At 67.0% G+C, this 22691-nt stretch carries 25 protein-coding genes and 5 pseudogenes; 13 read left to right on the top strand and 17 right to left on the bottom strand.

Annotated features, from left to right (window positions below):
• Window positions 1-56: 56 nt before the first annotated feature.
• The 3 genes and pseudogenes from LDL49_RS51500 to LDL49_RS58890 all read left to right on the top strand — a co-directional run bounded on the left by LDL49_RS51500 (window position 57) and on the right by LDL49_RS58890 (window position 2588).
• Window positions 57-1469 (top strand): aminotransferase-like domain-containing protein, encoded by a 1413-nt coding sequence (locus LDL49_RS51500; RefSeq protein ID WP_225302290.1) that lies wholly within the window; start codon window positions 57-59, stop codon window positions 1467-1469.
• Window positions 1470-1636: 167 nt separating this feature from the next.
• A pseudogene (locus tag LDL49_RS58895) lies at window positions 1637-1852 on the top strand (DUF4158 domain-containing protein); the annotation flags it as partial.
• Between the two features lie 436 nt (window positions 1853-2288).
• Window positions 2289-2588 (top strand): hypothetical protein, encoded by a 300-nt coding sequence (locus LDL49_RS58890; protein ID WP_225302315.1) that lies wholly within the window; start codon window positions 2289-2291, stop codon window positions 2586-2588.
• A 244-nt stretch (window positions 2589-2832) separates the two neighbouring features.
• Here the strand turns inward: LDL49_RS58890 and LDL49_RS51485 are convergent, their stop codons facing one another.
• Complete coding sequence (locus LDL49_RS51485) at window positions 2833-3966, bottom strand: NADP-dependent oxidoreductase (RefSeq protein WP_225302289.1); 1134 nt, start codon at window positions 3964-3966, stop codon at window positions 2833-2835.
• A gap of 311 nt (window positions 3967-4277) precedes the next feature.
• On the bottom strand, window positions 4278-4988 hold the full coding sequence (locus tag LDL49_RS51480; RefSeq protein ID WP_225302288.1) for an SDR family NAD(P)-dependent oxidoreductase: 711 nt from the start codon (window positions 4986-4988) through the stop codon (window positions 4278-4280).
• Window positions 4989-5159: 171 nt separating this feature from the next.
• Here LDL49_RS51480 and LDL49_RS51475 point away from each other — a divergent pair, with 171 nt between their 5' ends.
• Window positions 5160-6170 (top strand): sigma-70 family RNA polymerase sigma factor, encoded by a 1011-nt coding sequence (locus LDL49_RS51475; RefSeq protein ID WP_225302287.1) that lies wholly within the window; start codon window positions 5160-5162, stop codon window positions 6168-6170.
• Window positions 6171-6193: 23 nt separating this feature from the next.
• Here the strand turns inward: LDL49_RS51475 and LDL49_RS57845 are convergent, their stop codons facing one another.
• Together LDL49_RS57845 and LDL49_RS51470 are read right to left on the bottom strand one after the other, a co-directional pair.
• Window positions 6194-6325, bottom strand: a complete 132-nt coding sequence (locus tag LDL49_RS57845) for a hypothetical protein (protein ID WP_263656596.1) — start codon at window positions 6323-6325, stop codon at window positions 6194-6196.
• Window positions 6326-6665: 340 nt separating this feature from the next.
• Complete coding sequence (locus tag LDL49_RS51470) at window positions 6666-6953, bottom strand: hypothetical protein (protein WP_225302286.1); 288 nt, start codon at window positions 6951-6953, stop codon at window positions 6666-6668.
• A gap of 66 nt (window positions 6954-7019) precedes the next feature.
• Here LDL49_RS51470 and LDL49_RS51465 point away from each other — a divergent pair.
• A protein-coding gene (locus LDL49_RS51465) for an IS5 family transposase (RefSeq protein WP_372470712.1) occupies window positions 7020-7834 on the top strand; the annotation gives its coding sequence in 2 pieces (ribosomal slippage) (window positions 7020-7380 and window positions 7380-7834; 816 coding nt in all).
• 70 nt (window positions 7835-7904) lie between these two features.
• On the opposite strand, the gene LDL49_RS51460 is transcribed toward LDL49_RS51465, so the two are convergent.
• Window positions 7905-8330: a MarR family winged helix-turn-helix transcriptional regulator gene (locus tag LDL49_RS51460; RefSeq protein WP_225302285.1), complete on the bottom strand. Its 426-nt coding sequence runs from the start codon at window positions 8328-8330 to the stop codon at window positions 7905-7907.
• Window positions 8331-8410: 80 nt separating this feature from the next.
• On the opposite strand from LDL49_RS51460, the gene LDL49_RS51455 reads away from it, so the two are divergent.
• Window positions 8411-9157, top strand: a complete 747-nt coding sequence (locus LDL49_RS51455; RefSeq protein ID WP_225302284.1) for an SDR family NAD(P)-dependent oxidoreductase — start codon at window positions 8411-8413, stop codon at window positions 9155-9157.
• A 185-nt stretch (window positions 9158-9342) separates the two neighbouring features.
• On the opposite strand, the pseudogene LDL49_RS51450 reads toward LDL49_RS51455, so the two are convergent.
• Window positions 9343-9594 (bottom strand): annotated as a pseudogene (locus tag LDL49_RS51450) (Tn3 family transposase); the annotation flags it as partial.
• Between the two features lie 656 nt (window positions 9595-10250).
• Window positions 10251-10829, bottom strand: coding sequence for a TetR/AcrR family transcriptional regulator (locus tag LDL49_RS51445; RefSeq protein ID WP_225302283.1), 579 nt, complete (start codon window positions 10827-10829; stop codon window positions 10251-10253).
• 103 nt (window positions 10830-10932) lie between these two features.
• On the opposite strand from LDL49_RS51445, the gene LDL49_RS51440 reads away from it, so the two are divergent.
• Complete coding sequence (locus LDL49_RS51440; RefSeq protein WP_225302282.1) at window positions 10933-11814, top strand: SDR family oxidoreductase; 882 nt, start codon at window positions 10933-10935, stop codon at window positions 11812-11814.
• A gap of 93 nt (window positions 11815-11907) precedes the next feature.
• Window positions 11908-12285, top strand: coding sequence for a hypothetical protein (locus LDL49_RS51435; RefSeq protein WP_225302281.1), 378 nt, complete (start codon window positions 11908-11910; stop codon window positions 12283-12285).
• Between the two features lie 134 nt (window positions 12286-12419).
• Here the strand turns inward: LDL49_RS51435 and LDL49_RS51430 are convergent, their stop codons facing one another.
• The 4 genes and pseudogenes from LDL49_RS51430 to LDL49_RS51415 form a co-directional block, all read right to left on the bottom strand.
• Window positions 12420-12908 (bottom strand): LamG domain-containing protein, encoded by a 489-nt coding sequence (locus LDL49_RS51430; RefSeq protein ID WP_225302280.1) that lies wholly within the window; start codon window positions 12906-12908, stop codon window positions 12420-12422.
• Window positions 12909-13112: 204 nt separating this feature from the next.
• Window positions 13113-13477, bottom strand: a pseudogene (locus LDL49_RS51425) (transposase family protein); the annotation flags it as partial.
• Window positions 13478-13742: 265 nt separating this feature from the next.
• On the bottom strand, window positions 13743-14003 hold the full coding sequence (locus tag LDL49_RS51420) for a sigma factor (RefSeq protein WP_225302279.1): 261 nt from the start codon (window positions 14001-14003) through the stop codon (window positions 13743-13745).
• Between the two features lie 12 nt (window positions 14004-14015).
• Complete coding sequence (locus LDL49_RS51415; RefSeq protein ID WP_225302278.1) at window positions 14016-14168, bottom strand: hypothetical protein; 153 nt, start codon at window positions 14166-14168, stop codon at window positions 14016-14018.
• Window positions 14169-14266: 98 nt separating this feature from the next.
• Between LDL49_RS51415 and LDL49_RS51410 the strand changes: the two genes are divergently transcribed.
• Window positions 14267-15841, top strand: a complete 1575-nt coding sequence (locus LDL49_RS51410) for an SDR family NAD(P)-dependent oxidoreductase (protein ID WP_225302277.1) — start codon at window positions 14267-14269, stop codon at window positions 15839-15841.
• A 553-nt stretch (window positions 15842-16394) separates the two neighbouring features.
• On the opposite strand, the gene LDL49_RS51405 is transcribed toward LDL49_RS51410, so the two are convergent.
• Complete coding sequence (locus tag LDL49_RS51405; protein ID WP_225302276.1) at window positions 16395-17447, bottom strand: MFS transporter; 1053 nt, start codon at window positions 17445-17447, stop codon at window positions 16395-16397.
• A gap of 263 nt (window positions 17448-17710) precedes the next feature.
• On the opposite strand from LDL49_RS51405, the gene LDL49_RS51400 reads away from it, so the two are divergent.
• Window positions 17711-18301, top strand: a complete 591-nt coding sequence (locus tag LDL49_RS51400) for a CGNR zinc finger domain-containing protein (RefSeq protein WP_225302275.1) — start codon at window positions 17711-17713, stop codon at window positions 18299-18301.
• An 809-nt stretch (window positions 18302-19110) separates the two neighbouring features.
• Entirely contained in the window at window positions 19111-19950 is an 840-nt protein-coding gene (locus tag LDL49_RS51395) for an alpha/beta fold hydrolase (protein ID WP_225302274.1), read from the top strand.
• Between the two features lie 324 nt (window positions 19951-20274).
• Here the strand turns inward: LDL49_RS51395 and LDL49_RS51390 are convergent, their stop codons facing one another.
• From LDL49_RS51390 to LDL49_RS51375, 4 genes are all read right to left on the bottom strand, one after another.
• Window positions 20275-20541 carry an integrase core domain-containing protein gene (locus LDL49_RS51390; protein ID WP_225302273.1) on the bottom strand — a complete coding sequence of 89 codons (267 nt, stop codon included), beginning with the start codon at window positions 20539-20541 and terminating at the stop codon, window positions 20275-20277.
• Complete coding sequence (locus LDL49_RS51385) at window positions 20538-20747, bottom strand: hypothetical protein (RefSeq protein WP_225302272.1); 210 nt, start codon at window positions 20745-20747, stop codon at window positions 20538-20540. The genes LDL49_RS51390 and LDL49_RS51385 overlap by 4 nt, the downstream gene beginning before the upstream one ends.
• A 582-nt stretch (window positions 20748-21329) precedes the next feature.
• Window positions 21330-21671, bottom strand: a complete 342-nt coding sequence (locus LDL49_RS51380; protein ID WP_225302271.1) for a hypothetical protein — start codon at window positions 21669-21671, stop codon at window positions 21330-21332.
• Window positions 21631-21951 carry a hypothetical protein gene (locus tag LDL49_RS51375; protein WP_225302270.1) on the bottom strand — a complete coding sequence of 107 codons (321 nt, stop codon included), beginning with the start codon at window positions 21949-21951 and terminating at the stop codon, window positions 21631-21633. The genes LDL49_RS51380 and LDL49_RS51375 overlap by 41 nt, the downstream gene beginning before the upstream one ends.
• 35 nt (window positions 21952-21986) lie before the next feature.
• Here LDL49_RS51375 and LDL49_RS59555 point away from each other — a divergent pair.
• Window positions 21987-22229: pseudogene (locus LDL49_RS59555) on the top strand (hypothetical protein); the annotation flags it as partial.
• Between the two features lie 17 nt (window positions 22230-22246).
• Here LDL49_RS59555 and LDL49_RS57840 read toward each other — a convergent pair.
• On the bottom strand, window positions 22247-22372 hold the full coding sequence (locus LDL49_RS57840; RefSeq protein ID WP_263656594.1) for a hypothetical protein: 126 nt from the start codon (window positions 22370-22372) through the stop codon (window positions 22247-22249).
• Between the two features lie 116 nt (window positions 22373-22488).
• Here LDL49_RS57840 and LDL49_RS51365 point away from each other — a divergent pair.
• Window positions 22489-22691: pseudogene (locus tag LDL49_RS51365) on the top strand (hypothetical protein); the annotation flags it as partial.

Below are 22691 nucleotides of genomic sequence, written 5' to 3'. Positions count from 1 at the left end.
CTGCGACGTCCAGAAGCGATTCTGTTGAAATTCTGGAAGCGCTATTATCATTTCTCATGTCATACAGTAGCAGTGCGGCAGAGCTGGCGTCCACGATGCGCACGGTGATCGCCCGGCTGTCACCGGGCGACCGTCTGCCCAGCAGCCGCGAGCTGATCCGGCGCTACCAGGTCGGCCCCGCCACCGTGTCCCAGGCGATCGCCACGCTCGCCGCCGAGGGCCTGGTGGCCACCCGTCCAGGCAGCGGCACGTACGTCGCCGCACGCGCCCAGCGGCGCGCCACAGTGGCCGACACCGCTTGGCAGACCGTCACCCTCGCCGACCGGACCGTGGACACTCGAATCCTCACCAGCGCCATCGGTGCGCCACCCGCGGGTACGATCATGCTGGACGGCGGCTACCTGCATCGATCGCTCCAGCCCACCCAGATCCTGACCGCGGCGCTGACTCGCGCCGCGCGCCGCCCCGACGCCTGGGACCGCGCACCCGCCAGCGGCCTGGCGGCCCTGCGCAGCGTGTTCGCCACCATGGCCGGCGACGGCGTGAGCGCGGACGACATCCTGGTCACGGCCGGCGGGCAGAGCGCCCTGTCCATAGCGTTCCGGGCCGTCGCGGCGCCGGGTGACCCCATCCTGGTGGAGTCGCCCACCTATCCGGGTGCGATAGCCGCCGCCAGGGCGGCCGGACTGCGCCCGGTACCGGTGCCGATGGATGCCGACGGCCTGCAACCCGACCTCCTGGCCGACGCCTTCGCCATGACCCGCGCACGCCTGCTGTACTGTCAGCCGGCCCACCACAACCCCACCGGCATCATGCTGGCGCCACAACGCCGTCAGCAGATCATCGACGCGGCCAGGGCCGCGGGAGCATTCGTGATCGAGGACGACTTCGCGCGGCACCTCGGCCATGGCACGCCGGTGCCGCCGCCTTTGCTGGCCGCCGATCGCGACGGCACCGTGATCTACCTGACCTCGCTCACCAAGCCTGCCGCGCCAAGCCTGCGCATCGGCGCCCTGATAGCCCGAGGCCCGGTGATGGAACGCCTGCGCGCCACCCGCCTGGTCGACGACTTCTTCGTCACCCGCCCGCTCCAGGAAACAGCGCTCGAACTCCTCACCTCCCCTACGTGGGAACGGCATGTCCGTTCTCTGACCGCGGCCCTGCGGGAGCGGTGCGCAGCGCTGACGGCCGCCATCACGCACGAACTTCCCCACTGGACCCTCACCCGCATCCCCACAGGCGGACTGCACCTGTGGGTCCGCCTGCCGTACGGCACCGACGACACCGTGATCGCCGACGCGGCCCGTCTGCACGGCGTCGCCGTCAGCGCCGGCTACCGCTACTTCGCCACCGAACTCCCGGCGGCCTACCTGCGCCTCGGCTTCGCCGCCACCGCCGACCCCACCGAACTGACCGAAGCCGCACGCCGACTCGCGTCCGCCCACGAGCACGCCGTCGGCACGCGCTGATCGAAGCGCCAAGGCCATACCCACCGTCAGAGAGAGGGTTGCTTAGCATTTCCGCTGACCTGCATAAACGTACAGATGGCGGCTGGTGGAGCCGTCCCTGCCGACATCCCGAAATGCAGTGATGTCGCAGGTGATGGGGTGCCGTTCTGGGTGAGGACGCGGCTGCGGTGTATTCCTCGCCGCGTACGGCCGAGTCGCATCGCGCGGTGGTGCGCACCCGGCTGGGTGTGACCCGGAACCCGGGGAAGGCTCGCAAGATCGCTGATCGGGCGATCCGGAAGGCGGCGTGGGTGAAGAACAACCCGCCGGATCTGATCAACGTGGCGTTGGAGCATCTGGTGCAGGCCTCACTCGAGCTGCCGGCGTTTTCGACGCTGGATGAGATGGCCACCCGGATCCGTGCGGAGATCAACGCGGGGATCTTCCAGATGATCCGGTCCCGGCTGGGGACAGCTGGACGGGCGCGGCTGGAGGCGCTGCTGGTGGTGTGCCCGGACGGCAAGAGTGACCTGTGGCGGCTGAAACGGCCGGCGCGGCGGGCGTCGTGGTCGCGGTTCAAGGAGCAGCGCCGGCACCTGGAATGGGTCGTGGTCCGGAATCGGAGATCCTCGCGCCGACCCGGGCATCGGGCCGACAGCAGTGGGCCGTCGGGCTACCGTGGCGCGGCAAGACCCGTACCGAGATCGGCCGCCTTCCTGACGGCGCTGCACCGACCTGCCTCCGAGCAGGCGCCCGCCGGCCGGGGCCGCGGAGGACCGCTGGCCGACTACTCCGAGGGTTTCGCCAAGCAGCTCGCCTCGGCCGCCGAGCATGCATCCGGTGGCCGAGCACGCCGCGGGCACGGCCGTGGACGCCAGCGCGCGACGCGGAGCGGCACCACCGCCCCGGTGGACGAGCCCGGATTCGGGCAGCGGAACATCGGTCAGGGCCGCCCCTCTCGCCGGCGTCGCCGGCCTGGGCGACGACGCCGAAATCGTGCTGGGGGTGGCGGTGCTCACCGCGATGTTCACGATCTGGCATTCGACGCACACCTACCGGACCGGCGACGAGGCGTTCGTCGGCTTCTCCCGGACCAGGTCGACGCCGGTGACCTCCTCGATGACGGGATGCTCGACCTAATCATCGCGGTAGATGATCACACCCTGTTGCGCGAAGCGGTCTGCGACATCCTCCGAGCCGAGGCTGCCGGCCCACGACGGCGCGGTGTTCTTCGGGGAGATCATGCTACGCCTGGAGCAGCGCGACCGGCCAGCCCAGCGTCAGGCCGTACAGGCCCCCGTGGCGAGTTGTTCGCGGGAGATGCTCTTGTGCAGGTATGAGAACGCCGACTTCGCCCAGGCGGTCGGGGTCGCCGCTGATCGCTTCAGGGAACGAGGACGAGTTTGCCGCGGACCGGGCCGGTTTCACTCAACTCCTGGGCCTTGGCGGCGTCACGCAGCGGCAAGGTCCTCTCGACGTGCACGCGCAGCAAGCCCCGGTCGACGAGCTTGTTGAGTTCCTCCAGGTCAGCCGCTGACGGAGCGACCTGGACCGGATCGAATCGCAAACCCCGCTCTGCGACTTGCTCGGAGGTCACGCCGGGACGATCCCAGATCGCGCTCACCAGGTGTCCACCGGGGACAAGGGTGTCGAGGGATCTGGCGCCGTACGCGTCCCCGATGTTGTCGAAGACGACGTCGATGTCGCGGGCTGCTGTGGCGAAGTCCTCGACGGTGTAGTCGATGAGTTCGTCGGCGCCCAGATCGCGGAGGAAGGCGTGGTTGGCGGCGCGGGCCGTACCGATGACATGAGCGCCGTGTGCTTTGGCGATCTGAATGGCGATGTGGCCGATGCCTCCCGCGGCGGCGTGAATGAGGACCCGCTGGCCGACCTGGATCCGGGCGATGCGGACGAGCGCCTGCCAGGCGGTGAGCCCGACGGCGGGCATCGCGCCGGCTTGGACGTGGTCCAGGCCGGCGGGCTTGGCCGCCAGGTCGGCGGCAGGTGCGCGGACGTATTCGGCGTAGGTGCCGGCGAACGGCGTCGGCATGCCGTGGACTTCGTCGCCGGGACGGAAGCGAGTGACCCGGTCTCCGACCTGTTCGACGACGCCGGATACATCGAATCCAGGGACGAACGGCGGCTGAACGGGCAGGGCGGCCGTGCCTGACCGGATCTTCCAGTCGGCAGGATTGACGCTCGTCGCGAGGACCCGGAGGAGGACATCGTCAGGGCCGGGAACCGGCCGGTCGACCTCGACGAACTCAAGGACCTCCGGGCCTCCGAAGGCGCGCTGTCGGATCGCGTGCATGCGTGCTGGCAAGGGAAACTCCTGGGGATGCCGAATGCTTTGAATGGGTCGATCGTAGGAGAACTCAGCGAGATGTTGAATGATGCATCGTCTCTGTTTCATGTCCGATCGTCTCGCATATGAGGCCGATCGGTAGTATTCGTTCGTGGACGTTCTCAGCGATGCCATCGCCGCCATGCGCAGCGGACGACCGGGTTCCACACGCACGGACCTGCGAGCTCCGTGGGGGCTACATTTCGACAAGGTCGTTAGAGCACGGTCCAGGAAGCGACGCCGGTGCCGATCTCGGCCATGGTGTCTTGAAGGTTCATGAACGGAGCGTGCGAGCAAGGGTGACGATGAACGGCTCGTCTCCCTTGCTCGCAGTGGGGATATCACCCTTAAGCCACAAGCTCGGCCACGGACCTCGGCCGGCACAACCACCCGTCCCCCCGAGGGCCGACGATTGCTACGGTCGAAGCCTTCTGCCCGTGCCGACGCCGCACCGTGTCCCCCGGCTTTGCTCATGACGTGACGGGCTACGCTTCGAGGAGCGCCGCATTCTGACGTTCGAGTGCCTTGACCGCACCGCTGCGCCAGCCCTCGGCCATGGACTCCGACACGGCATCGGGGAAGATGTCCTCCTCTTCTTTCTCCACTCCGTCGAAGATGGCTCGTGCGACGGACTGTGGCGAGAACTTGGGTATGTCCAGGCCCCGGGTCATGTCGGTGTCCACCGGGCCGGGCATGACGGTATGAACCCGTACGCCTTGCCCGGCCAGAAGAGGACGCAGCGATTGTGACAGGGAGAACACAGCGGCTTTTGAGATCGAGTAGGCCGGAAGGACCGGCACAGCGGCCCAGGCCGCCAACGACCCGACGTTGACGATGGCTCCCTGAGAACGAGTCAGCAACGGCAGGAACGCCTGAATCACGCCGTAGGTGCCGAAGAGATTGACGGCGAGGTGCTGTTCGAGCGCGGCTCGATCGCTGAGATCATCGTAAAACGAAAGGCCGGCGTTATTGATGAGGATGTCGAGAGAGGAGACTTTCTCCACAGCCGCCTGGGTCTGTGCAGCGTCGGTCACGTCCAGAATGAGCGGTGTGACACGCTCATCCGGGTGGGTCAACGGCAGGCGCGTACCAGCGTACACCCGCTTCGCGCCCCTCCTCAAGGCCTCCTCCACCATGGCCCGCCCGATGCCGCGGTTGGCCCCAGTCACCAGAACTGCTCGGTCTGCGATCGTCATGCTGGTACGGCTCCCTTTTCCTGAGTCCCTGCGCCCGGATCGTCCGGGCCGTCGGTCAGGTAGACACCGCGACGCCGGGAAACCGGGCGCCCATCGACCGCCCAGTTCACGGCTCGGCCGGTGTCAGTACCGAAAAGGACCAAGAGGGGCACAGATGGCAGGGGTGGCGTAGTGACAACCGACCTGATCACCAAGGCGCGGGCTGGGGACGGCGAGGCGTTCCGCGAACTGACCCAGCCGTACCGCCGAGAGCTACAGGTGCACTGCTATCGGATGCTCGGCTCCTTCCACGACGCCGAAGACGCCCTCCAAGACACCCTGCTGGCCGCCTGGCAAGGCATCGGCAGGTTCGAGGGACGCGCCTCGATCCGTACCTGGCTCTACCGGATCGCCACCACCCGCTGCCTGAACGCGCTGCGCTCGGCCAGCCGGCGCCCGGCCAAGGAGTGGAACATGCCCGAGATCGAACCACCCGAGCCGACCGGGCTCGGCGAGATCGTGTGGCTCGAGCCCTATCCCGACGCCCTCCTGGAGGGCGCGACCGACCAGCAACTCAACCCTGAGACCCGCTACGAACAGAGCGAAGCCATTTCTCTGGCCTTCGTGACCGCACTGCAGATCCTGCCCGCCCGCCAACGTGCCGTGCTCATCCTGCGCGACGTCCTCGGATACCACGCCACCGAGGTGGCCGACATGCTGGACACGACCGTCGAATCGATCAACAGCGCCCTCAAACGGGCCCGCGCCGGCCTGCACCACCGCCTCCCACCGGCCGAGGAGCGCCAACCCCCTCCCGCTCCTCACTCACCAGCCGAACAGGCGCTCACGGCAAAGTTCGTCCGCGCCTACCAGGCCGGTGACATCGACGCGCTGGTCGCCTTGCTCACCGACGATGTCCGCCTGTCCATGCCACCGATCCCCCTCGAATACCATGGTCGCGACGCCGTCACCCGCTTCTACTCCAGCATCATCCACCAAGGCCATGCCTATGGCTTCGTGCCGACGCGCGCCAACGGCCAACCGGCGTTCGGGACCTATCTCCGCACCTCCGCCGACGGCATTCGCCACGGAGCCGGCCTGCTCGTCCTCACCCTCACCGGCGACCAGATCTGCGCTATCACCCACTTCGACACCAGCGTGCTCCCGCGGTTCGGCCTGTCCCGATCACTGCCCAGCCGTTGACCGGGACGACGTGGACGCTGTCGCTACCCTCTGCCGCCGGGGATCTCCGGCGGGTTCAGCGCGGCGATCACCGCGCCGGTCAGCATGGTGGCGTTCCTGGCGCCCATGGATCGGAACCGGTACCGGTTCGGTGCCCAGGGCGATGGCCAGGTCAAGGACCGCGTGCTCGGTCGTGGAGCTGTAGGGGTGCCGTTAACGAACGTGTCACCAGCCGCCCTAGGACCGGTGGCGGGTCGCTCGGTGAGGGCGGGCTGCCAGGAGGCGAAGGGTTACGGCTCGCTGAGAGATTTGGAACGGGATCCGACGGAAAGGGCTTTCCTGTCAGGTCACGAAGGGTGAAGTGCCTGCCGCCGGGGGGACGGGTTTCGGTCGGGACGGCAGGGCATGAGTCGGGCGCGACCCGGCTCGATAACCAGCGATGACGTGTTTTCGCAGGTCGCGTTGCTCGCTAACAGCTTTTATGTCAAGCCGTGCCGCGCCTCTGGTCGCTCAGAGTCACCGCCGCCGGATTCCGCTCCAAATCTCTCCGGAGGCCGACACCACGCGACGGTACACCCTGCCCACCCACGGCGACCTGGAGGACGCGGTCGCCAAACTCCCCACCGACCAGTAGACCTGGCGGGAGGTCACGTGCCGGTTCCCAACGAGCCGAGGTCGCCGATGCTTGGCGTTCAGGTCGAGTCGCACCTCGCCGTAGGGGCGGACATGGAGCCAGAAGAGCGGGGTCAGGCCGCGCCGGTCGACCGGAGTGAGCAGGGCGGCCCACTCGGGTTCAGCGAGCACGTCTTAGAGGTCCTAACAAAATGATCTAGGGCGTGTCCAGAGGCCCTCTTGATCGTTGTTCTCTGCATGAAGAAGGGTGAGCTGCTGCCCTGGATCGTGCCGGACAGCTTGTGGGAGCGCATCGAACCGCTGTTACCGAAAGTGGAGCGGCGGCAGCGTCATCCCGGCCGCAAACGACTGGACGATCGACTCGCTCTGCAGGGCATCCTGTTCGTGCTCTACACCGCGATCTCGTGGGAGTTCCTGCCTCAGGAGCTGGGCTTCGGCTCGGGCATGACCTGCTGGAGACACCTGCGCGACTGGCACCAGGCCGGAGTGTGGAACAGGCTGCACCAGCTCCTGCTCGCCGAACTGCACGCCGCCGGCCAGCCCGACTGGTCCAAGGCGGTGATCGACAGCTCCCACATCCGGGCGCTCAAAGGCGGCCCAAAACCGGCCCGAGCCCGGTCGATCGCGCACGAACGGGCTCGAAACACCACGTCATCACCGACGGCCACGGCATCCCATTCGCTCTCAGCCTGACCGGCGGCAACCGCAACGATGTCACCCAACTCATCCCACTGATCAAGAAGATCCCCTCGGTCCGCGGACGCGTCGGGCGGCCCCGCAAGCGACCCGACCGCCTGCTCGCCGACCGCGGCTACGACCACGACAAGTACCGGCGTCTGGTGTGGAGCGCCGGCATCAAACCGATCATCGCCCGCCGGGGCACCCCGCACGGCAGCGGCCTGGGCGCGCACCGCTACGTGGTCGAGCGGACCATCGCGCTACTGCATTGGTTCCGCCGTCTACGCATCCGCTGGGAGATCCGCGATGACATCCACGAAGCCTTCATGACCCTGGCTACCGCGATCATCTGCTGGCGACGTCTCACCCGCTGACTGTTTCGCCAGAACCACTGACTTCATGTTCCAGAGGCGCTGCCATGCCGCCCGCCTCGAGTTCTCGCGGTCAGTCGTGACCGGCCCTCGCCATGCGGGCCAGCCATTCACGGACCATTGCGCGCTCTCCAGCATCGAAGCCGACCTCCAGTTCGCTCTCCCGCGCATGAACCACGGGCCTGGCGGCCTCCAGCCGACTGCGTCCGAGAGCAGTGAGGTGAATCTTCTGGCTGCGGCGATCTTGTGGGTGGGGGTGGCGCTCCACCATTGTGGCGCGCTCCATCCCAGCGAGGAGTTCGTTGGCGGATTGCCGGGTACTGGCGACCGCGCGGGCCACGTCGGCGACGGAGGCGCCGGGCTGCTCGTCGAGCACGAGAAGCGTCGCGTACTGCGCCACGGACAGATCGTGCGTCGCGAGCGCGCTATCCATGACCGATCGCATGTTCAGCCATGCCTGTCGCACGAGGAAGCTCAGGCAGATCTCGTCGTTACCCATCACACGCTCCAAAATTTGACAGGTTCCTGACGATTCTGAATACTCGTCAGGAACCTGCCAATCTTACCTGGGAGAGGGACATGACACTTGCAGTGGTCACCGGCGCCAGCAGCGGAATCGGCGCCGCGGTCGCCCGCCATCTAACCGATCGCGGCCTGATTGTGCTCGGGGTCGCCCGTCGTGCCGCCGAACTCCACAAGGTCGGAACGGACATTCAAGGTTCAGGCAGCTTCGAACCGGTTGTCGCCGATCTCACCACTGAGGCCGGGATAGCGGCCGTGGCAGCTGCAGTCGCTGGACGTCCAGTTACGGCACTGGTCCACTGCGCTGGCATCGATCACGTGCGTGAGATAGCCACAACCACCCGGGCTGAACTCGACGCGCTGTGGAACATCAACATCTCCGCACCGATCCTGCTCACCCGAACCCTGCTTGACGTCCTGGCCGATGGGGCCGGCGTCGTCTTCATTGGGAGCACGGCCGCGACGCGCGGCATCGACCGACACGCGGCCTACGGGGCGAGCAAGGCGGCACTGCTCGGTCTTACCGTCAACATGGCCGTCGATCTGGCGCCTCGGGTACGGGTTAACTGCGTAAGCCCAGGCGGTACCCGCACACCCATGACCGCCGGCTATCTCGCCGCCTACCGGCAAGGGGCCGATCCCGAGCGGGTCGGTCGAGAACTGGCGGTCGAAAGCGGCCGGATGCTGCTTGGCGGCCTGACCGAACCCAAGGATGTGGCGCTCACCGTCGGGCATGTCGCCCTTGACGCCACCGCTATGACCGGGACCGTCATCTACATCGACGGCGGGTTCACTGCCCGCTGACCTGCCGCGCACGGCCTTGCGGTCATCCAACCGTGTGCGGCCCAGGCGACGGACTCGGCGCTGTCTCCTCGGGTAACAACGGTTCCATCCGCTCCCACATGCCGTCACGTAACAACACACGGTCACGCGCATATCCACGATGAAGCCGTTGGTGGACACGCCGGACACCATTTTGTTAGGAGTCCTTAAAGCATGAGGACATTCACCATGACGAGTGATGCCTGCAAGATGCGAAGGCACAGCGCGGTCATCTCCACCTCATCGCGCCGGTTGGTGGAGATCTCCCCGCCGCGGCCGTAGCACAGCACCGTGTTGGCGCGGTTCCACGCCTCGACCACGTTCAACCCTTCCTCGATCTCCCGCTGCAGATCGCGATCCCGTAAGTACCGGGCAACGAACGTGGTACGCGCCGCACGACCGACCTGCAGGATCGCCTGGTAGGCCGGGGATGCCGGTCATCCCCACTGGACGGTGTGTGGGAAGAGCAGCCAGAGGACCTGGGCCGGTTTGGCAAGCTCACGTCCGGGCTTGCACGATCAACCGGTCGTGGTGAGAGTGTCAACTGGCGCAGACGCCATCACGCGACGCCCGACCGCGACGGCGACCGGAGCCGCCAGGAGTATGACGACGACGAGGAACCCGAGAAGAGTGAACACAGGCCGGGCCGCAGGAGCTGTGCCGAACACGCTCTCGATTACCCTGTGCCCGCCGCGCAACGCGACCAGTGTTGCCAACGCGTGCAGAGCGGCTCGCTTTGATCGTCGTAGACTTGGCAGCGCACTCGCAAGCCGGCACAGCGGATGGCAGGTCCAGTCGGGCATCAGGGTCTCCATCTCGGAATCGCCGCCGCCCCCTGTTTCGTCGACGCGCCTGTCGACCGGCTTCCTCGATTCGGATCACGGCTTGGCAAACGGTCAGTAGCGGTTGACCTCCTGGCCGATGACGCGTGGGCACCGCGAGCGCAGGGCCTGGCCACGCGGCAGAGCGACTTTGATCGAGATGTAAGTCGTACCGACCTGCACCATCAGCTTCTTCAACGTCAACTGGAACGCCGTCAGGACGGCCGCTCGTCCTCGACCGGGACGGCTGTCCACTACATGTGCCGCTCGCTGGAGTGGCGCGGTGCCAGGCCTGCCAGCGTGAGGGTGATGAGGCGGTCGGCGGCGTCGGGAGACAGGTGCTCGTGCAGAGAAGCGGCGGCGGTCGTCAGCGTGGTGACATCCGCACCGGTCGCGTCCAGGCGCAGTGCGCCCGCCTTGCGTGCGTGCGCGACGAGCTGTTCGCCGACGTCGGCCATCCGCAGGCACGAGGCGTGCAGCTCTGACGCCTCGTCGTCCAGACCGTCGGCGAGCATGACCGCCAGGCCGCCGTAGGTGGCGGCGTGCTCAGTGACGGCACGGACCCAGGTGTCGAGCGCGTCGGGTGACTGCTGGGCTATGAGCCGGTCGCCGAGCTGGAACAGCTGCTCGTTGCGGTCGCGGAGCAGCGCGCCGACCAGGGTGCGCCGGTTGGGGAAGTGGCCGTAGAGCGTGCCGATGGCCACGCCCGCCCGGCGGGCGATGCCCTCCAGGCTGGCCGTCACGCCACCCCCGCGGAAGGCGGCGTCGGCCTCGGCCAGTAGGCGCTCGTAGTTGCGGCGTGCGTCGGCACGCGGCCGGCGGCTGGTGGTCATGCGCATCCCGGTAAGGCGAGGTACCCTCGACATAGATTTGTCGAGGCAGCCTCAGCTTAATCGGAGGTGTCTGTCTCCTCACAGCTTCGTGGAAGGACATCTCATGATTCTGGTCACCGGAGCCACCGGCTCCATCGGCACGCACCTTGTAGGCCTTCTGCGCGAGCGGGACGTGCCGCTACGGGCGCTGGTCCGCGACGAGGCCAAGGGGCATACCTTGGACTGCGACTACGTCGTGGGTGACTTCGACGACCCCGGCTCGCTGCCCGCCGCGATGGAGGGCGTGGACCAGCTGCTGCTGAACGCCGGCGGCGCCGTGCCGGTGGAGGGCGAGCAGCCGATGGTCCGCCAGCAGAAGGCGGCGATCGACGCGGCATGCGCGGCCGGTGTGTCGCGGGTGGTGAAGGTGTCGGTCTGGCCCGTCCACCAGGGCGGCAGGCTCGCCGTGGGCGCGCACTGGGAGATCGAGGAGCACCTTCGGGCGTCCGGCCTCGGCTGGACGATGCTGCGGCCCAGCGCGTTCATGCAGAACTTCCTCTCCGGTGCCGGCGCCTACACTGCCGACGGCGAGCTCGTCGACCCCTACAGCGGCGCCCCTGTCTCCTATGTCGACTGCTACGACATCGCCGCCTGCGCCGCCGCCTTGCTGACCGGACCGGGCGGCCTCGGTGAGGCGTACGTGCTGACCGGCCCCCGCGCGCTCACTCATGCTGAGATCGCGCGGGAGCTGTCGGCGGCGCTGGGCCGGACCGTCGGCCACGTCGAGCTGTCCCCGGAGGAGGTGGCCTCGGCGCTGCGCGCCCAGGGGCTGCCCAAGAGGTTCGCCGATGACGTGGCTGAGCTCTCCCGGCAGGTGGCGGACGGCGCGCTGGCGACCCCGACGACCGCGGTGCGGGACCTCATCGGTCGCGAGCCGCGCACATTCGGCGAGTTCCTCGCCGCCAACGCACAGGCGCTGCGTGCCGAACGAATTGCGACAGCATAACCACGATGGCTGAAAGGTCGTCATTTCGTGTCGCTTGAGAGCTCCCGCCAAGCGATCGCGATCGCCGCTCCCTCCAGGTCCGCGTATTCGAGCATGAAGCAGATTCGCGATCTGCATCAGGAGATGCCACCAGGGGCCGCCCGGCGCGTTGTCGCGGACAACAGCGTGCTCAAGCAACGGCGTCCGCCGGCTGACCAGGACCACCAGCGGCTCGAAGAGCACTTGCAGACTCTCGCTTTGCCGACCGCCGCATCGCTCAGCTCGAAGTTCAGTTCCTTGATGGGGCAAGCCTCCCGGGAGGGCACTGCAACGACGAGAGCTCATAGCGGCTGCGTCGGCAGCGGCCACCGCGAAGATCGAGGCGAGCGGATCGGCCCGGGCGATCATGGTCGAGCAGCGCAACGCTCCCTGCCCGTCGGCTTCTTGCCAACGACCGAGGAACGCGACGTGATCTCGGCGCGCGAAATCTGATGCGGAAGGGGCGACCACCTGATGCCTCCTAGCCCGACGGCCGCGATCTCCCGGGGCATCCGGCCATCTGCCCGCATCACCTTTACTGAGCCGGATCGTCCCCAGCGCCTCCGATGAGGAGCATCGAGCGGGTGTCAGGGTCTTGAGACGATCGGCGCCCGCATGTCGTGCTGGATCTGCTCTGCGTTCAGGGGTGTCGTATAGAAGCGAAATTCGTCCAGGTATCCGTCATATTCACTGTTGGACACCGCGCCGAGACGGAAGCGTCCGGTGGCCGTCCAAGGAAAGATATCCCCTGTTCCCCCCAGCGACGACACCTCCGCCCCATTGGCGAACAGCCGCGCCGTGTTGCCATCGGAAATGATTGCCAGATGCGTCCACGTATCTTCAGGTATGGGCCCTGACGTGAGAGTGCGGTTGTTGATCAGCACCATGATGGTGTTGCCGTCCTGGCGTATCTGGATAGGCCCGGTGGTGTCATACTCCTGCTCCCGCCAGTTCGGGTGCATGTAGAACAGGAAAGAGGGATGGGGAGTGTAAGCCGGCTTGACCCAGGTCTCGAGGGTGAATCCCTTTTGCAGGGTCTCCGAATCGAGTGAGTCTTCCCGCCTCAGGTGCGGCATGGACTTCCGGCGGAAGCCTCCCACGTGGGGCAGTCATCGCGTTCCACTGCCTGTGCTGCCTGATCGGCGGTCAGATCCACCCCGACGGCCTCTCAAGAACCGTATTGCACAACGCCGGATTTTGAGAGGCTGTTCACGAGTGATCAGGCCGGTTGGTCGTGCGGGCGGTGTAGTGAGCCTTTTTCATCCTGAGTACCGGCCGTCTTAGACGAGCTGGAGGACGAGGATGACCTGCACGAGCGCGGTCGCGCGATGCGGGCAGCAGCGCAGCTTGGTGAGCACCTTCCAGGCCTTCAAAGTCGCGACGCCGCGCCCGCGATAACGCGGACGCGGGCATGTGAGCGGTTGACGTCCCGCTGTCCACGTGACAGCCATGGACGGCGGCGATGCCGCTTGAACGGCGTCCGGATCGTGCCGCCCGCGCCTTGATAGCCCCTGTCCGCAAAGGTCTTCACGCCGGCACCGGTCAAGGCGTCGATCAGGCCGATCTTCCGAGCGGCGGTCACGTCATGAACGGCGCCCGGCAGCGCAGGCGAGGCCCACACCAGCCGGCCCACCGGCCCAGCGAGCCCGTGCCAGTTGGGCGAGGCCGCGCCGAGCACGGACCACGTCATCGAGCCGTCCGCCCCGCGGGCGCGCGAACTGCTGGCGAGGTATACGGAGGACTTCGAGCAGGCTCGTGATCGCCGGGACGCTCGTGCCCAGCATTCGCGTGGCCTCGGTGGCAGGAACGCCAGGACTTCCCAGAGGGTGAGCGCGGCTCGCTGTCGCGCAGGCAAGTGCTGCAAGCTGGCGATCAGCGCCAGACGCATGCTTTCCCGCGCCGTGACGATGTCAGCCGGATTCTGCGACTCCGGTTCGACGAGCGCGTCGGGAATCGGCGGGGTCCATGGGACATCGGGGGTCGGCGGAGGGCGGTGGCGCGTACGGATTGTCGCACGGGTTCATGAGGCCTGACGGCAGGACCCTGCGGCTGGCGTGATCCAAGGCGGTCAGGCACGCGTTGGTGGCGATGCGATAGAGCCAGCTACGCACTGACGACCTGCCCTCGAACCGCTCGAACGCTCGCCAGGCTCGCAAGTAGGTCTCCTGCACCAGGTCCTCGGCTTAGTCCAGCGATCCGAGCATTCGGGAGCAATGGGCGAGCAGTTCGCGCCGATAGGGATCGGTGCTGCTGACGGAGTCAAGGGCGGAGTCGTCGCCGTCGACCTCTGATCCGCTCGCCGAGATGTTACGGCCCTCGTCAGTCCGGCCCAGCATCTGAGATCATCACCGCCCGCTTGCATGATGCTACCAATCTTCGTAAGTTACTAGCTTCATGCAAGTCATTCAGGGGAATGGAAGGAGAATCCGCAGCGATGGGCAGATTTGACGGGCTGGTGGCCGTTGTGACGGGTGGCGGCAGCGGCATCGGCCTGGCAACGGCGGAACGTTTCCACCAGGAGGGCGCCCGCGTCGCCATCGCCGGACGCGACCGGCAGCGGCTCCGCCAGGCCGCCGCCTCGATCGGCGGCGACGTCCTCGCCGTCACAGCGGACGTCAGCCGACTCGACGAGATCGACCTGCTGTTGTCCACCGTCACCCGCGAACTGGGCCAGATCGACGTGCTCTTCGTCAACGCCGGATTCAAGGGGTTCCAGGCACTCCAGGAAGCGACGGAGAGCTTCTTCGATACGGCCTTCGACGTCAACGCCAAGGGAGCGTTCTTCACCTTGCAGAAGGCGGTCCCGCACCTCAACGACGGAGCCGCCGTCGTCCTGTGCGGTCTGGCCCCGGTCGACCCGGCCTGGCGCCGCCCCGGGACCAGCGTCTACACGGCCTCCAAGGCCGCCCTGCGGTCATTCGCTCGTAGCGCGGCGGCCGAGCTGGCGCCACGGCTCCGACGTCCATATCGCGCGACGGATCTCACAAATTACAGGATCTCACACTGCGGAATATCAGTACATCGTGTTGGGATAAGAAGTGGAGAAATTGTGTTGGCCGCAGCAGCCGACCGGATCGGAAAAGACGGTGTACCAGCGATCGACCCCGTGCTGGTCCCCCTCGCGTCGCTGACGCCGGCGCCGCACTATCCTCGGCTGAACGGCGTCGACCAGGACCACGTGCGGGTGCTGGCCGAGTCGCCCATGCCGATGCCGCCCATCGTGGTCCGGCGGTCCATGGAAGTGATCGACGGCATGCACCGGATCTGCGCCGCCCGGTCGCGCGGGGAGTCATACATCAGTGCGTTCGTGCTTGATGAGAGCGACACCGAGGCCTACATCCAGTCCGTGACCGCCAACATCACGCACGGGCTGCCGCTCAGCCTACGGGATCGCAAGGCGGCGGCGGAGCGTCTGCTTCGCCTCTGCCCGGGCAAATCTGACCGGGCGATAGCCCAGCTGGCGGGGCTGTCGGGCAAGACGGTCGGCGCGTTGCGCCGAACGCTGGACGACCTGCCGCAGGCCGAGGCCCGCGTTGGCCAGGACGGTCGGGTCAGGCCAGTCGACAGCACCGAACACCGCCGCCAAGCCGAGCGGCTCATCACCGAGCACCCTGGGGCGTCCCTGCGCGAGATCGCCGGACTCACGGGCCTGTCCGTCTCGACCGTGAGCGTCGTCCGGCGGCACATGCGGTCGGGTGACTCTCCAGTCAGCACGGTCGAGCGGCTCCGGCCCCGGCCGGAGCCCGCACACCGGACGGAGGCCGATCCGCGGCAGACCCTCTCACTGCTCATGCGCGATCCGTCACTGCGGTACACCGATGTCGGCCGCACGTTGCTGCAGTGGCTGCACCGGCACCCGCTCGTCGACGGGCCTCCCTTTCCGAACCTCATCTCGGAGATCCCGCTGCACTGTCTCCCCGCGGTGGCCCGGCTGGCGCGGCGCTACGCGGCCGAGTGGGAGGAGTTCGCCCAGCAGGCCGAAGACATGATGATCTCTGACGTCGGCTGACGTCGGTCATCCCCCTGCTTCAGGAGAGCCCATGTCCGAGAGCCGGTTGGTCGGCGGCCGCAACCAAGCGGTCGGGATTCTGACCTCACGGAGGCCCAGGTCAACGTCCGCCAGTAGACGCCCGCATAGGCTCGATGGGCGTCAGCCGGTGCGGCGGGTCGCGGCGGGTCGCGTGGCCAGCACGTCGAACACCTCCTGCACAGCACCGTAGACAGTGGGGGTCACCTACATAACAACCCCACCTTCCACGCTCGTGGCACACGATGAGGATGAAGGTCTGGAAGGTCTCTATTCCTAACTCCTCACGACCCTTGAGCCCTTTCGCCTGCAGGCGGGCGATGAGGCCGTCAGTGCAGCACGGCGAGGAGGTCTTCTTCCACCCCTCGATTCACCGTGTCTCACGGGCGCACGTGCTCAAGATCGAATCTGCGCAGAAACGCCTGCCAGCATCGGTCCGCGTCCGCGCCGTGACGCCGGTTTCGGTGATCATAGCCAGACAGGCGGGCGTCACGGTCGCCGGGAGGTGCTCGCCTTCAGCCGGGTCAGGGTGCTCTCACGCATTCCGGCAGGTGGCCGCTCGACCGGGTAGGACGCGCCGGAGCAGGGCGAGCCCAGCGAGGAGTGCGATCAGGGCGCACACACCGCTCCAGCCGAAGGCGGAGTAGGCGCGTACACCCAGCCAGGAGCCGACGCTGCTGCCCAGGAACGCGCAGGTCATGTAGACGGTGTTTAGGCGAGCACGCGCGGAGGGGCGCAGAGCGAAGATGCGCGACTGGTTGGCGACCTGGTTCGACTGCGTAGCGATGTCGAGGAGCAGCATCCCAAGGCCCAGGCTTGCCAGTCCGGGAGCGCCGCCCAGGTGACCGGCGACAAGAAGGGCGCCAGCGGCGATAGCGCCCAGCATACAGATGAGGTTGACGACGTCGGGACCGCGGCGGTCGGAGAGGCGTCCGGCGGTCGGTGTGGCGAACATGCTGGCCGCTCCCACCAGGGCCAGCACACCCACGGCGGGGGTGCCCAGGCCGTAGCGTGGACCGGTGACAAACAGCGCAAGCGCGGTCCACGCGGCGCTGAACCCGGCAAACACCAGCATCTGGTACTGGCATGACCGCCTCAGCAGCGGTTCGGCGATCAGCAGGCGCAGGCAGGCCGCGAGGAGCGCCGGGTATCGCTGGTCGGTGGTAGGTGTGGTGTGCGGGAGCGCGGCGGCCATCGCGAGGGCCAGAACCAGGGCCAGTGCGGCGGCGACCAGGTAGGGGGCGCGCCAGCCAAGCCACTGGCCCAGCATGCCCGAGAAGGTGCGGGCCAGGAGGATGCCGCCGATCAGGCCGGAAAGCAAGGTGCCGGTCACCGCGCCACGCTGCTCCGGCACGGCCAGTCCCGCGGCCATGGGGATAAGGATCTGCGGAACCACCGTGGTCAGGCCGACCAGCGCGCTCGCCACGGCCAGAACGGGCAGGGCGCTGGCCGTCCCCGTCAGTACGAGCCCCGCGCAGGTCCCCAGTAGCAGCGTGGCGATCAGCCCGCGGTGGCGCAGCCGGTCGCCGAGCGGTACCAGCAGGAAGATGCCCGCGGCGTAGCCGAGCTGGGCACAGGTGACCACCATGGCCGCGGTTTCGGGGGGGGACGTGCAGGTCAGCGGCGATCAGCGGGCTGACTGCCTGCGGGAAGTAGATGTTGGCCACCGCGATGCCGCAGGTGAGGGAGAGCAGCAGGATCAGGGGCCGGCTCATAACTGGGGAGGGAGGACGAGCGGACACGACACACCTCAATCGGGAGCCCAAGTGGAAGAACCGGTTTAATAGGTTCATCGAAAGTACCAGTTAAACTGGTTCCGCAGGTATGGTGGAGATGATGGTTTCCTCACCTGTGCCGACGGTTCCGCGCTTCCGCAGCGGTGCCGGGCGGCTCTGCCTCGACCTCATGCGTACGCTTCGGCTGCGCGGCATGGACGGTGCCACCGAGGAACTGGACCGTCCGGAAGCGCTCAGCGCTTGGGTGGCCCAGTTCGGCCCGTATCCCTCGCATGCCGTCATCCCGGTCCCGACGCCGGACGTGCTGCACCACGCGCGCGATCTTCGTGAAGCCGTCCACACCCTGCTGACGGCGGCCCGCGGCGCCCACGGTGTGGCCGGATGTCCTCTCCGCGAACGCGAGTTGCTAAACCGGGCGGCCCTCGGCGCGCCCCCGGTGCCTGTGCTCGACGCGGACGGTACCCTGACCTACACCGCCACGGATCCCATCGGCGCGCTCCTCACCGAGATCGCGCGTGATGCGCTCACGCTGGCGACGTCCCCAGCCCTGGAGCGGGTGCGTACCTGCGCTGGATCTCGCTGCGCCGCCTGGTTCCTCGACACGTCCCGCCCGGGCAACCGCCGCTGGTGCTCCATGGACACGTGCGGCAACAAGGCCAAGAAGTCCACCTGGCGTGCCAAACACGCCGTCACGGCCAACGATTGAGCGGGGATGGCCGATCGGTTCCGCGCGTCTCAGCCCCGGGGTCGGGCAGGGTACCGCATCACTGCGGCAGTCCCCCTGAGGTCGGGTCGCCCGGGGGAATCTCACCCCATGGCAGCAACTTTGAGCGGATTGCGTAGGGGATTGGTGTACGAGTTTGACCTGTTCACAGGCATGGTGTCGCGAAAAGGGAACGGCCATTGCGTGACGCGTCTACGTTTGTCAAGTGCCCCCACTCCTTCAACGCCGCAGCCAGGGTGTTCTGCCGAGAAGCGGCCGACCACTTCCCGACGATGAGCGAGGCGGCGGCCTCCCCGAACTTTAGCGATCTGCCATCCGCAGCAGGTCGGGATAGCACTCGCAGATCAAGTCCTCGTTCCACCAGTTGGCCAGCAGCGATCCGGCGTGCGGGTAGAGCGCGTTGGTCACCGCCGGAGTGTCGACCCGCGGCTGGTGATCCTGCCCAGATCGCGCATCCTGGCAACGAGGACCTTGCCGACCAGGTCGAACACCGCCGCCATACAGCTCCCAGCCGAGACGTCGCCTCTGAGTCACCGAGGCCTCCGGGCGGAGTGCACGTGGGAATGCGAACCTACGATAGGTAGAGTCCTCCTCACCCTGAGCAACAGCGGAACCTGCGAATGTAGAGCTGGTGGCAGGATGGCATCTTTTTTGGCGTATTTCAATCTGTCCTTGGCGCACTCGATTATCTATAGTTGACCGAGATTTCAGGCGCGGCTTCGATTCGATAATTTCCAAGCGTTCGCTCAAAGCGTTTTGCGTCAACCGATCATATCTTGTAGATTAGCTATATGCATGAAGTAACGCTCAAGGACGGCCGAACCTTAGCAGTGGAGGAATGGGGAGACCCTGACGGCATCCCGGTCTTCTACGTATGTGGTAGCCCGATGAGTCGACTCGCCAGATATCCCGATGTCCGCCTCTTCTCCCAATTGGGAGTGAGACTGCTCACTTATGACCGTCCAGGTTTGGGCTATTCCACACCGAAGCCCGGACGCCGCATCATCGATGGCGCAAACGATATCAAGGCCATTATCGATGCCTTGGGCTTGGATCGGGTCCCTATTTTTGGAGTGTCGGGTGGGGGGCCACATGCGCTGGCCATGGCAGCGCTGTTCCCTGACCGGATATCCAAGATCGCCACTATGGCCAGTCCGGCTCCCCGGGATGCCAAAGGCCTAGAATGGACCGACGGCATGGGTGACGGTAACCGCGCCAGTGCCATAGCTGCAGCACGCGGCCGTGATGCTCTCGAGGCGCACATTACGTCGCTCAGATCGTCAACCGTTCCCGCGCTGCTTCCCCGCAACGATCAGGAAGTCGTCTCTCGTCCAGAGGTCAGCGAGATGCTTGGAATCGCATTCACCGAGGCGGTCCGTCCAGGCCTGGCTGGTTGGATCGACGACGCGTATGCATTGTTCGGCCTGCCCTGGGGTTTTGATCCCGCAACAATCATTCGCCCCCCGCGCATCTGGCACGGTGGATCCGATGCGGTGGTGCCCGTCACACACGGTAGGTGGCTTGCGGCACGCATTCCCAACGCAACCTTCATCTTAGAGCCGGACGCTGGCCACCTCGGCCACTTCGACGCCACCCCTGCTCTATTGGAGTGGCTGATCAGCGAGGATTAGGCCTGCGCGGAGCTGAGATCAGGGGTCTTGCCCCGCCGCCCAGCGCGAAAGCTGCCGATACATGACGTTCAGGGTGACATCGCCGAGGTGTTGGGCGATGTCACGGGGATGGGGAGGGGATGGGGTCTTGGTGGAGGAGGGTCAGGACTTCCTTGTCTGTGACGGTCGGCCGGGGTGATCGCCGCTCGTCTCGGGATACGGCAGGCAACGTGGGTGGGGGTGGGAGGGTGATGTCGAGGCCGGTGATGGTGCGACTGTGGTCGAGGTGCGTCAGAGAAAAATGCACCAGATCGGGGCTTAAATACCCATCAGCCACAGGATGGGTCAAACGGGATCCTGGCGCAGTTCTCGGCTGGTCACAACCCGGGCCTCGTGCGCGGCCTTCAGCCCGGCCCTACGGGCGGCCCGGATCGCCTCGCTGCGCCCGTGGTGCTCATCGTCCGGCGTGACGTACCCGATGCCCTCGTGCAGCCTCACCTCGTTGTAGAACGTCCGGATCGCGTCCAGCTCGGCCTCCAACTCGCCCGGATCGGTGATCTTGTCCAGGTGCGGGAACTCGTCCTTGACGTGCCGAACAGCGACTCGATTCACGCCTGGTCGTTCGGCGTGCCGAGATGGCCGAAGTGCTGGGCGATGCGCGCCCCGGCCATGAACACCCGCGTGGCCGAGGAGGTCATCTGCGGCCCGTTGTCCGACAGCGCGAGCAGCACCGGGACGTCGTCGTGGTCAGGCCCCTGGCCGCCGCGCAGCTCGGCCAGGAACGTCTCATCGTCGAGCAGATGCGCCTTGCCCAGCACGGACCGGCACGGGAGTAGGCGACCTCGACCTGCGTGGAGCCCTCCTCCGCCGAGACGACGGTGGCCAGCCAGTACCGCGACACCATGTCCAGGACCGCGATCGCGCACCACGACGGCAGGCCGCGGGAGTGCGTGAAGTCGTAGATCGTGATGACGCCCGGCACCAGCTCAGCCCACTGCGGCCATTCCCGGCGGGGACGCCGCTCGCGGGGCGGACGTTCGACGACCTGGATCCCGGCGGTCCGCAGCACCCGCAGCACCATCGATTCGGAGGCGTAGAACGCCTCCAGCCGCGACCCACGATGAGCGAGCTTGCGATGCGAGCGGTCAACCCCCAGCCACTCCTCGGCAATCTTCACGATCGCCTCGCGTTCCCATGGCAGCAGCGCGTGCAGCGCGATCTCCGGCCCCGGCTTGGCGTGTCATCGAGCCGCCCAAGCACGGCAGCGCCTGCCAGCGCAGCACCCGCACATGATCCAGCCCGAGCGTCGCCGCTGCCCGGCGCGTCGACCGGCCGCCGTCGCGGGCCGCATGAGCGACGAGTTCCAGCAGACCGGCCTTGACGGTGGCGTCGACTCGCGCTCACCTTCCCGGTCCCCACCTGACGCGTTCGTGAGCGCGAGCTTCTTCGGTCAGGGCTAGGATCCGGCGGGCGAGCATGCGCAGCACGGTGCGGGCTGCGTCGTCGATGGTGCGATGCTCATCCTCGGACAGGTCTGCGCAGGTGCGGATGAGCGTGGTCGGCCCAAGACCAGCGAGCGCATCGCGCAGCGTCGGGTCGGCGCACATGAGGACGGCCCCCAGCTGGTTGATGGCTTGCGTGCGAGCCTTGACCGCCGAATCCTTGGCGACTTTGAGCATGCGGATCATTTCGATGGCGCCGTCACCGGTCTTGGCGATGGCAGTGGCCTCCTGCGACAGCACGGCTCGTGCGGCGTTCTCGGCGTCGATGGCGTCGCTCTTGCCGCGCCGCCGTCGCCCGGGTCCGATCGGGCCGGTCGATCTCCAGGATTTGCATGTCGTGGCGGCGCAGGAAGCGGTTGAGCGCGGTGCCGTGCGAGCTGGTGCCTTCGAATCCAGCTCGTCGCAGCCGGCCGTGTCCGCGCGCCCAGTCCAGTAGCGCGGCATACCCGTCGGCGGTGGCCGGGAACGCCTGGGTGCCGATGAGCACGCCCATGACGGTGATCACTGCTGCGACGTGCACGTCGTTGTGGTGTCCACGCCGAGGACGATCTCCTCATGAACGTCGGCGTCGGCAGGGACGGTGTGGTCGTCGGCGGGGCGGATCACGGATCTCCTCACAGTTCCGATGACGGTCACCGCCGGAAACGGGCCCGGGAGTGGCAGCTGGCGCGACGGCCGCGAGCGCAGGCGTCGGCCGACGACCTCGCGCTGGTCGAAGAGCAGATTTCCGAGTTGCGGCCCGGTCAGGTCCTGGTACGCGACACACTCCTGTCGGTGGATCCGTACATGCGTGGCCGGATGGACGACCGCCCGCCCTACATCCCTCCGTTCCCGCTGAACGCGCCGATGAAGGGGGAGCGGTCGCCGTGGTCGTCGAGTCCCGCGCGGACGGCGTCAAGCCGGGCCAGGTGGTCGAGCACTTCCTGGGGACGCGAGGCCACTGTGATCGATGCGGCCGGGGTCGTCCCGATCGATACCGACGATCTGCCCGCCGAAATCTATCTCGGTGTGCTCGGTGCGACGGGCCTCGCTCAGCCCATCCACCACAAGATGGTCGGTGAGGCCGAACATCTCGCCCGCCCTGAACATGATCACCGTCCGTTACGCCCAGGCGCTGCCGGAGATCAAGTTCAGCGTCGCCTCTCCCGGCGAGATCGTCCCCCGCAAGTTCGCCGCCACCGACATGAACCGGCACCCTGGCGAGCTGACGGTCACCGAGGGCACCGACTCGATCGTGCCGCTCGCGACGCTCGACGCCGG

Source organism: Nonomuraea aurantiaca (genome assembly GCF_020215705.1).
Classification (GTDB): Bacteria; Actinomycetota; Actinomycetes; order Streptosporangiales; family Streptosporangiaceae; genus Nonomuraea; species Nonomuraea aurantiaca.
The sequence above is the reverse complement of the archived record's forward strand: the minus strand, read 5'-3'. Positions and strand labels throughout refer to the sequence as shown.

Coding starts and splice junctions, on each gene's coding strand:
- LDL49_RS51500 (WP_225302290.1), top strand. CDS start 57: ATGTCATACAGTAGCAGTGCGGCAGAGCTGGCGTCCACGATGCGCACG.
- LDL49_RS51480 (WP_225302288.1), bottom strand. CDS start 4,988: ATGACGATCGCAGACCGAGCAGTTCTGGTGACTGGGGCCAACCGCGGC.
- LDL49_RS51460 (WP_225302285.1), bottom strand. CDS start 8,330: ATGGGTAACGACGAGATCTGCCTGAGCTTCCTCGTGCGACAGGCATGG.
- LDL49_RS51455 (WP_225302284.1), top strand. CDS start 8,411: ATGACACTTGCAGTGGTCACCGGCGCCAGCAGCGGAATCGGCGCCGCG.
- LDL49_RS51445 (WP_225302283.1), bottom strand. CDS start 10,829: ATGACCACCAGCCGCCGGCCGCGTGCCGACGCACGCCGCAACTACGAG.
- LDL49_RS51440 (WP_225302282.1), top strand. CDS start 10,933: ATGATTCTGGTCACCGGAGCCACCGGCTCCATCGGCACGCACCTTGTA.
- LDL49_RS51435 (WP_225302281.1), top strand. CDS start 11,908: ATGAAGCAGATTCGCGATCTGCATCAGGAGATGCCACCAGGGGCCGCC.
- LDL49_RS51430 (WP_225302280.1), bottom strand. CDS start 12,908: ATGCCGCACCTGAGGCGGGAAGACTCACTCGATTCGGAGACCCTGCAA.
- LDL49_RS51415 (WP_225302278.1), bottom strand. CDS start 14,168: ATGCTGGGCCGGACTGACGAGGGCCGTAACATCTCGGCGAGCGGATCA.
- LDL49_RS51410 (WP_225302277.1), top strand. CDS start 14,267: ATGGGCAGATTTGACGGGCTGGTGGCCGTTGTGACGGGTGGCGGCAGC.
- LDL49_RS51405 (WP_225302276.1), bottom strand. CDS start 17,447: ATGGTGGTCACCTGTGCCCAGCTCGGCTACGCCGCGGGCATCTTCCTG.
- LDL49_RS51395 (WP_225302274.1), top strand. CDS start 19,111: ATGCATGAAGTAACGCTCAAGGACGGCCGAACCTTAGCAGTGGAGGAA.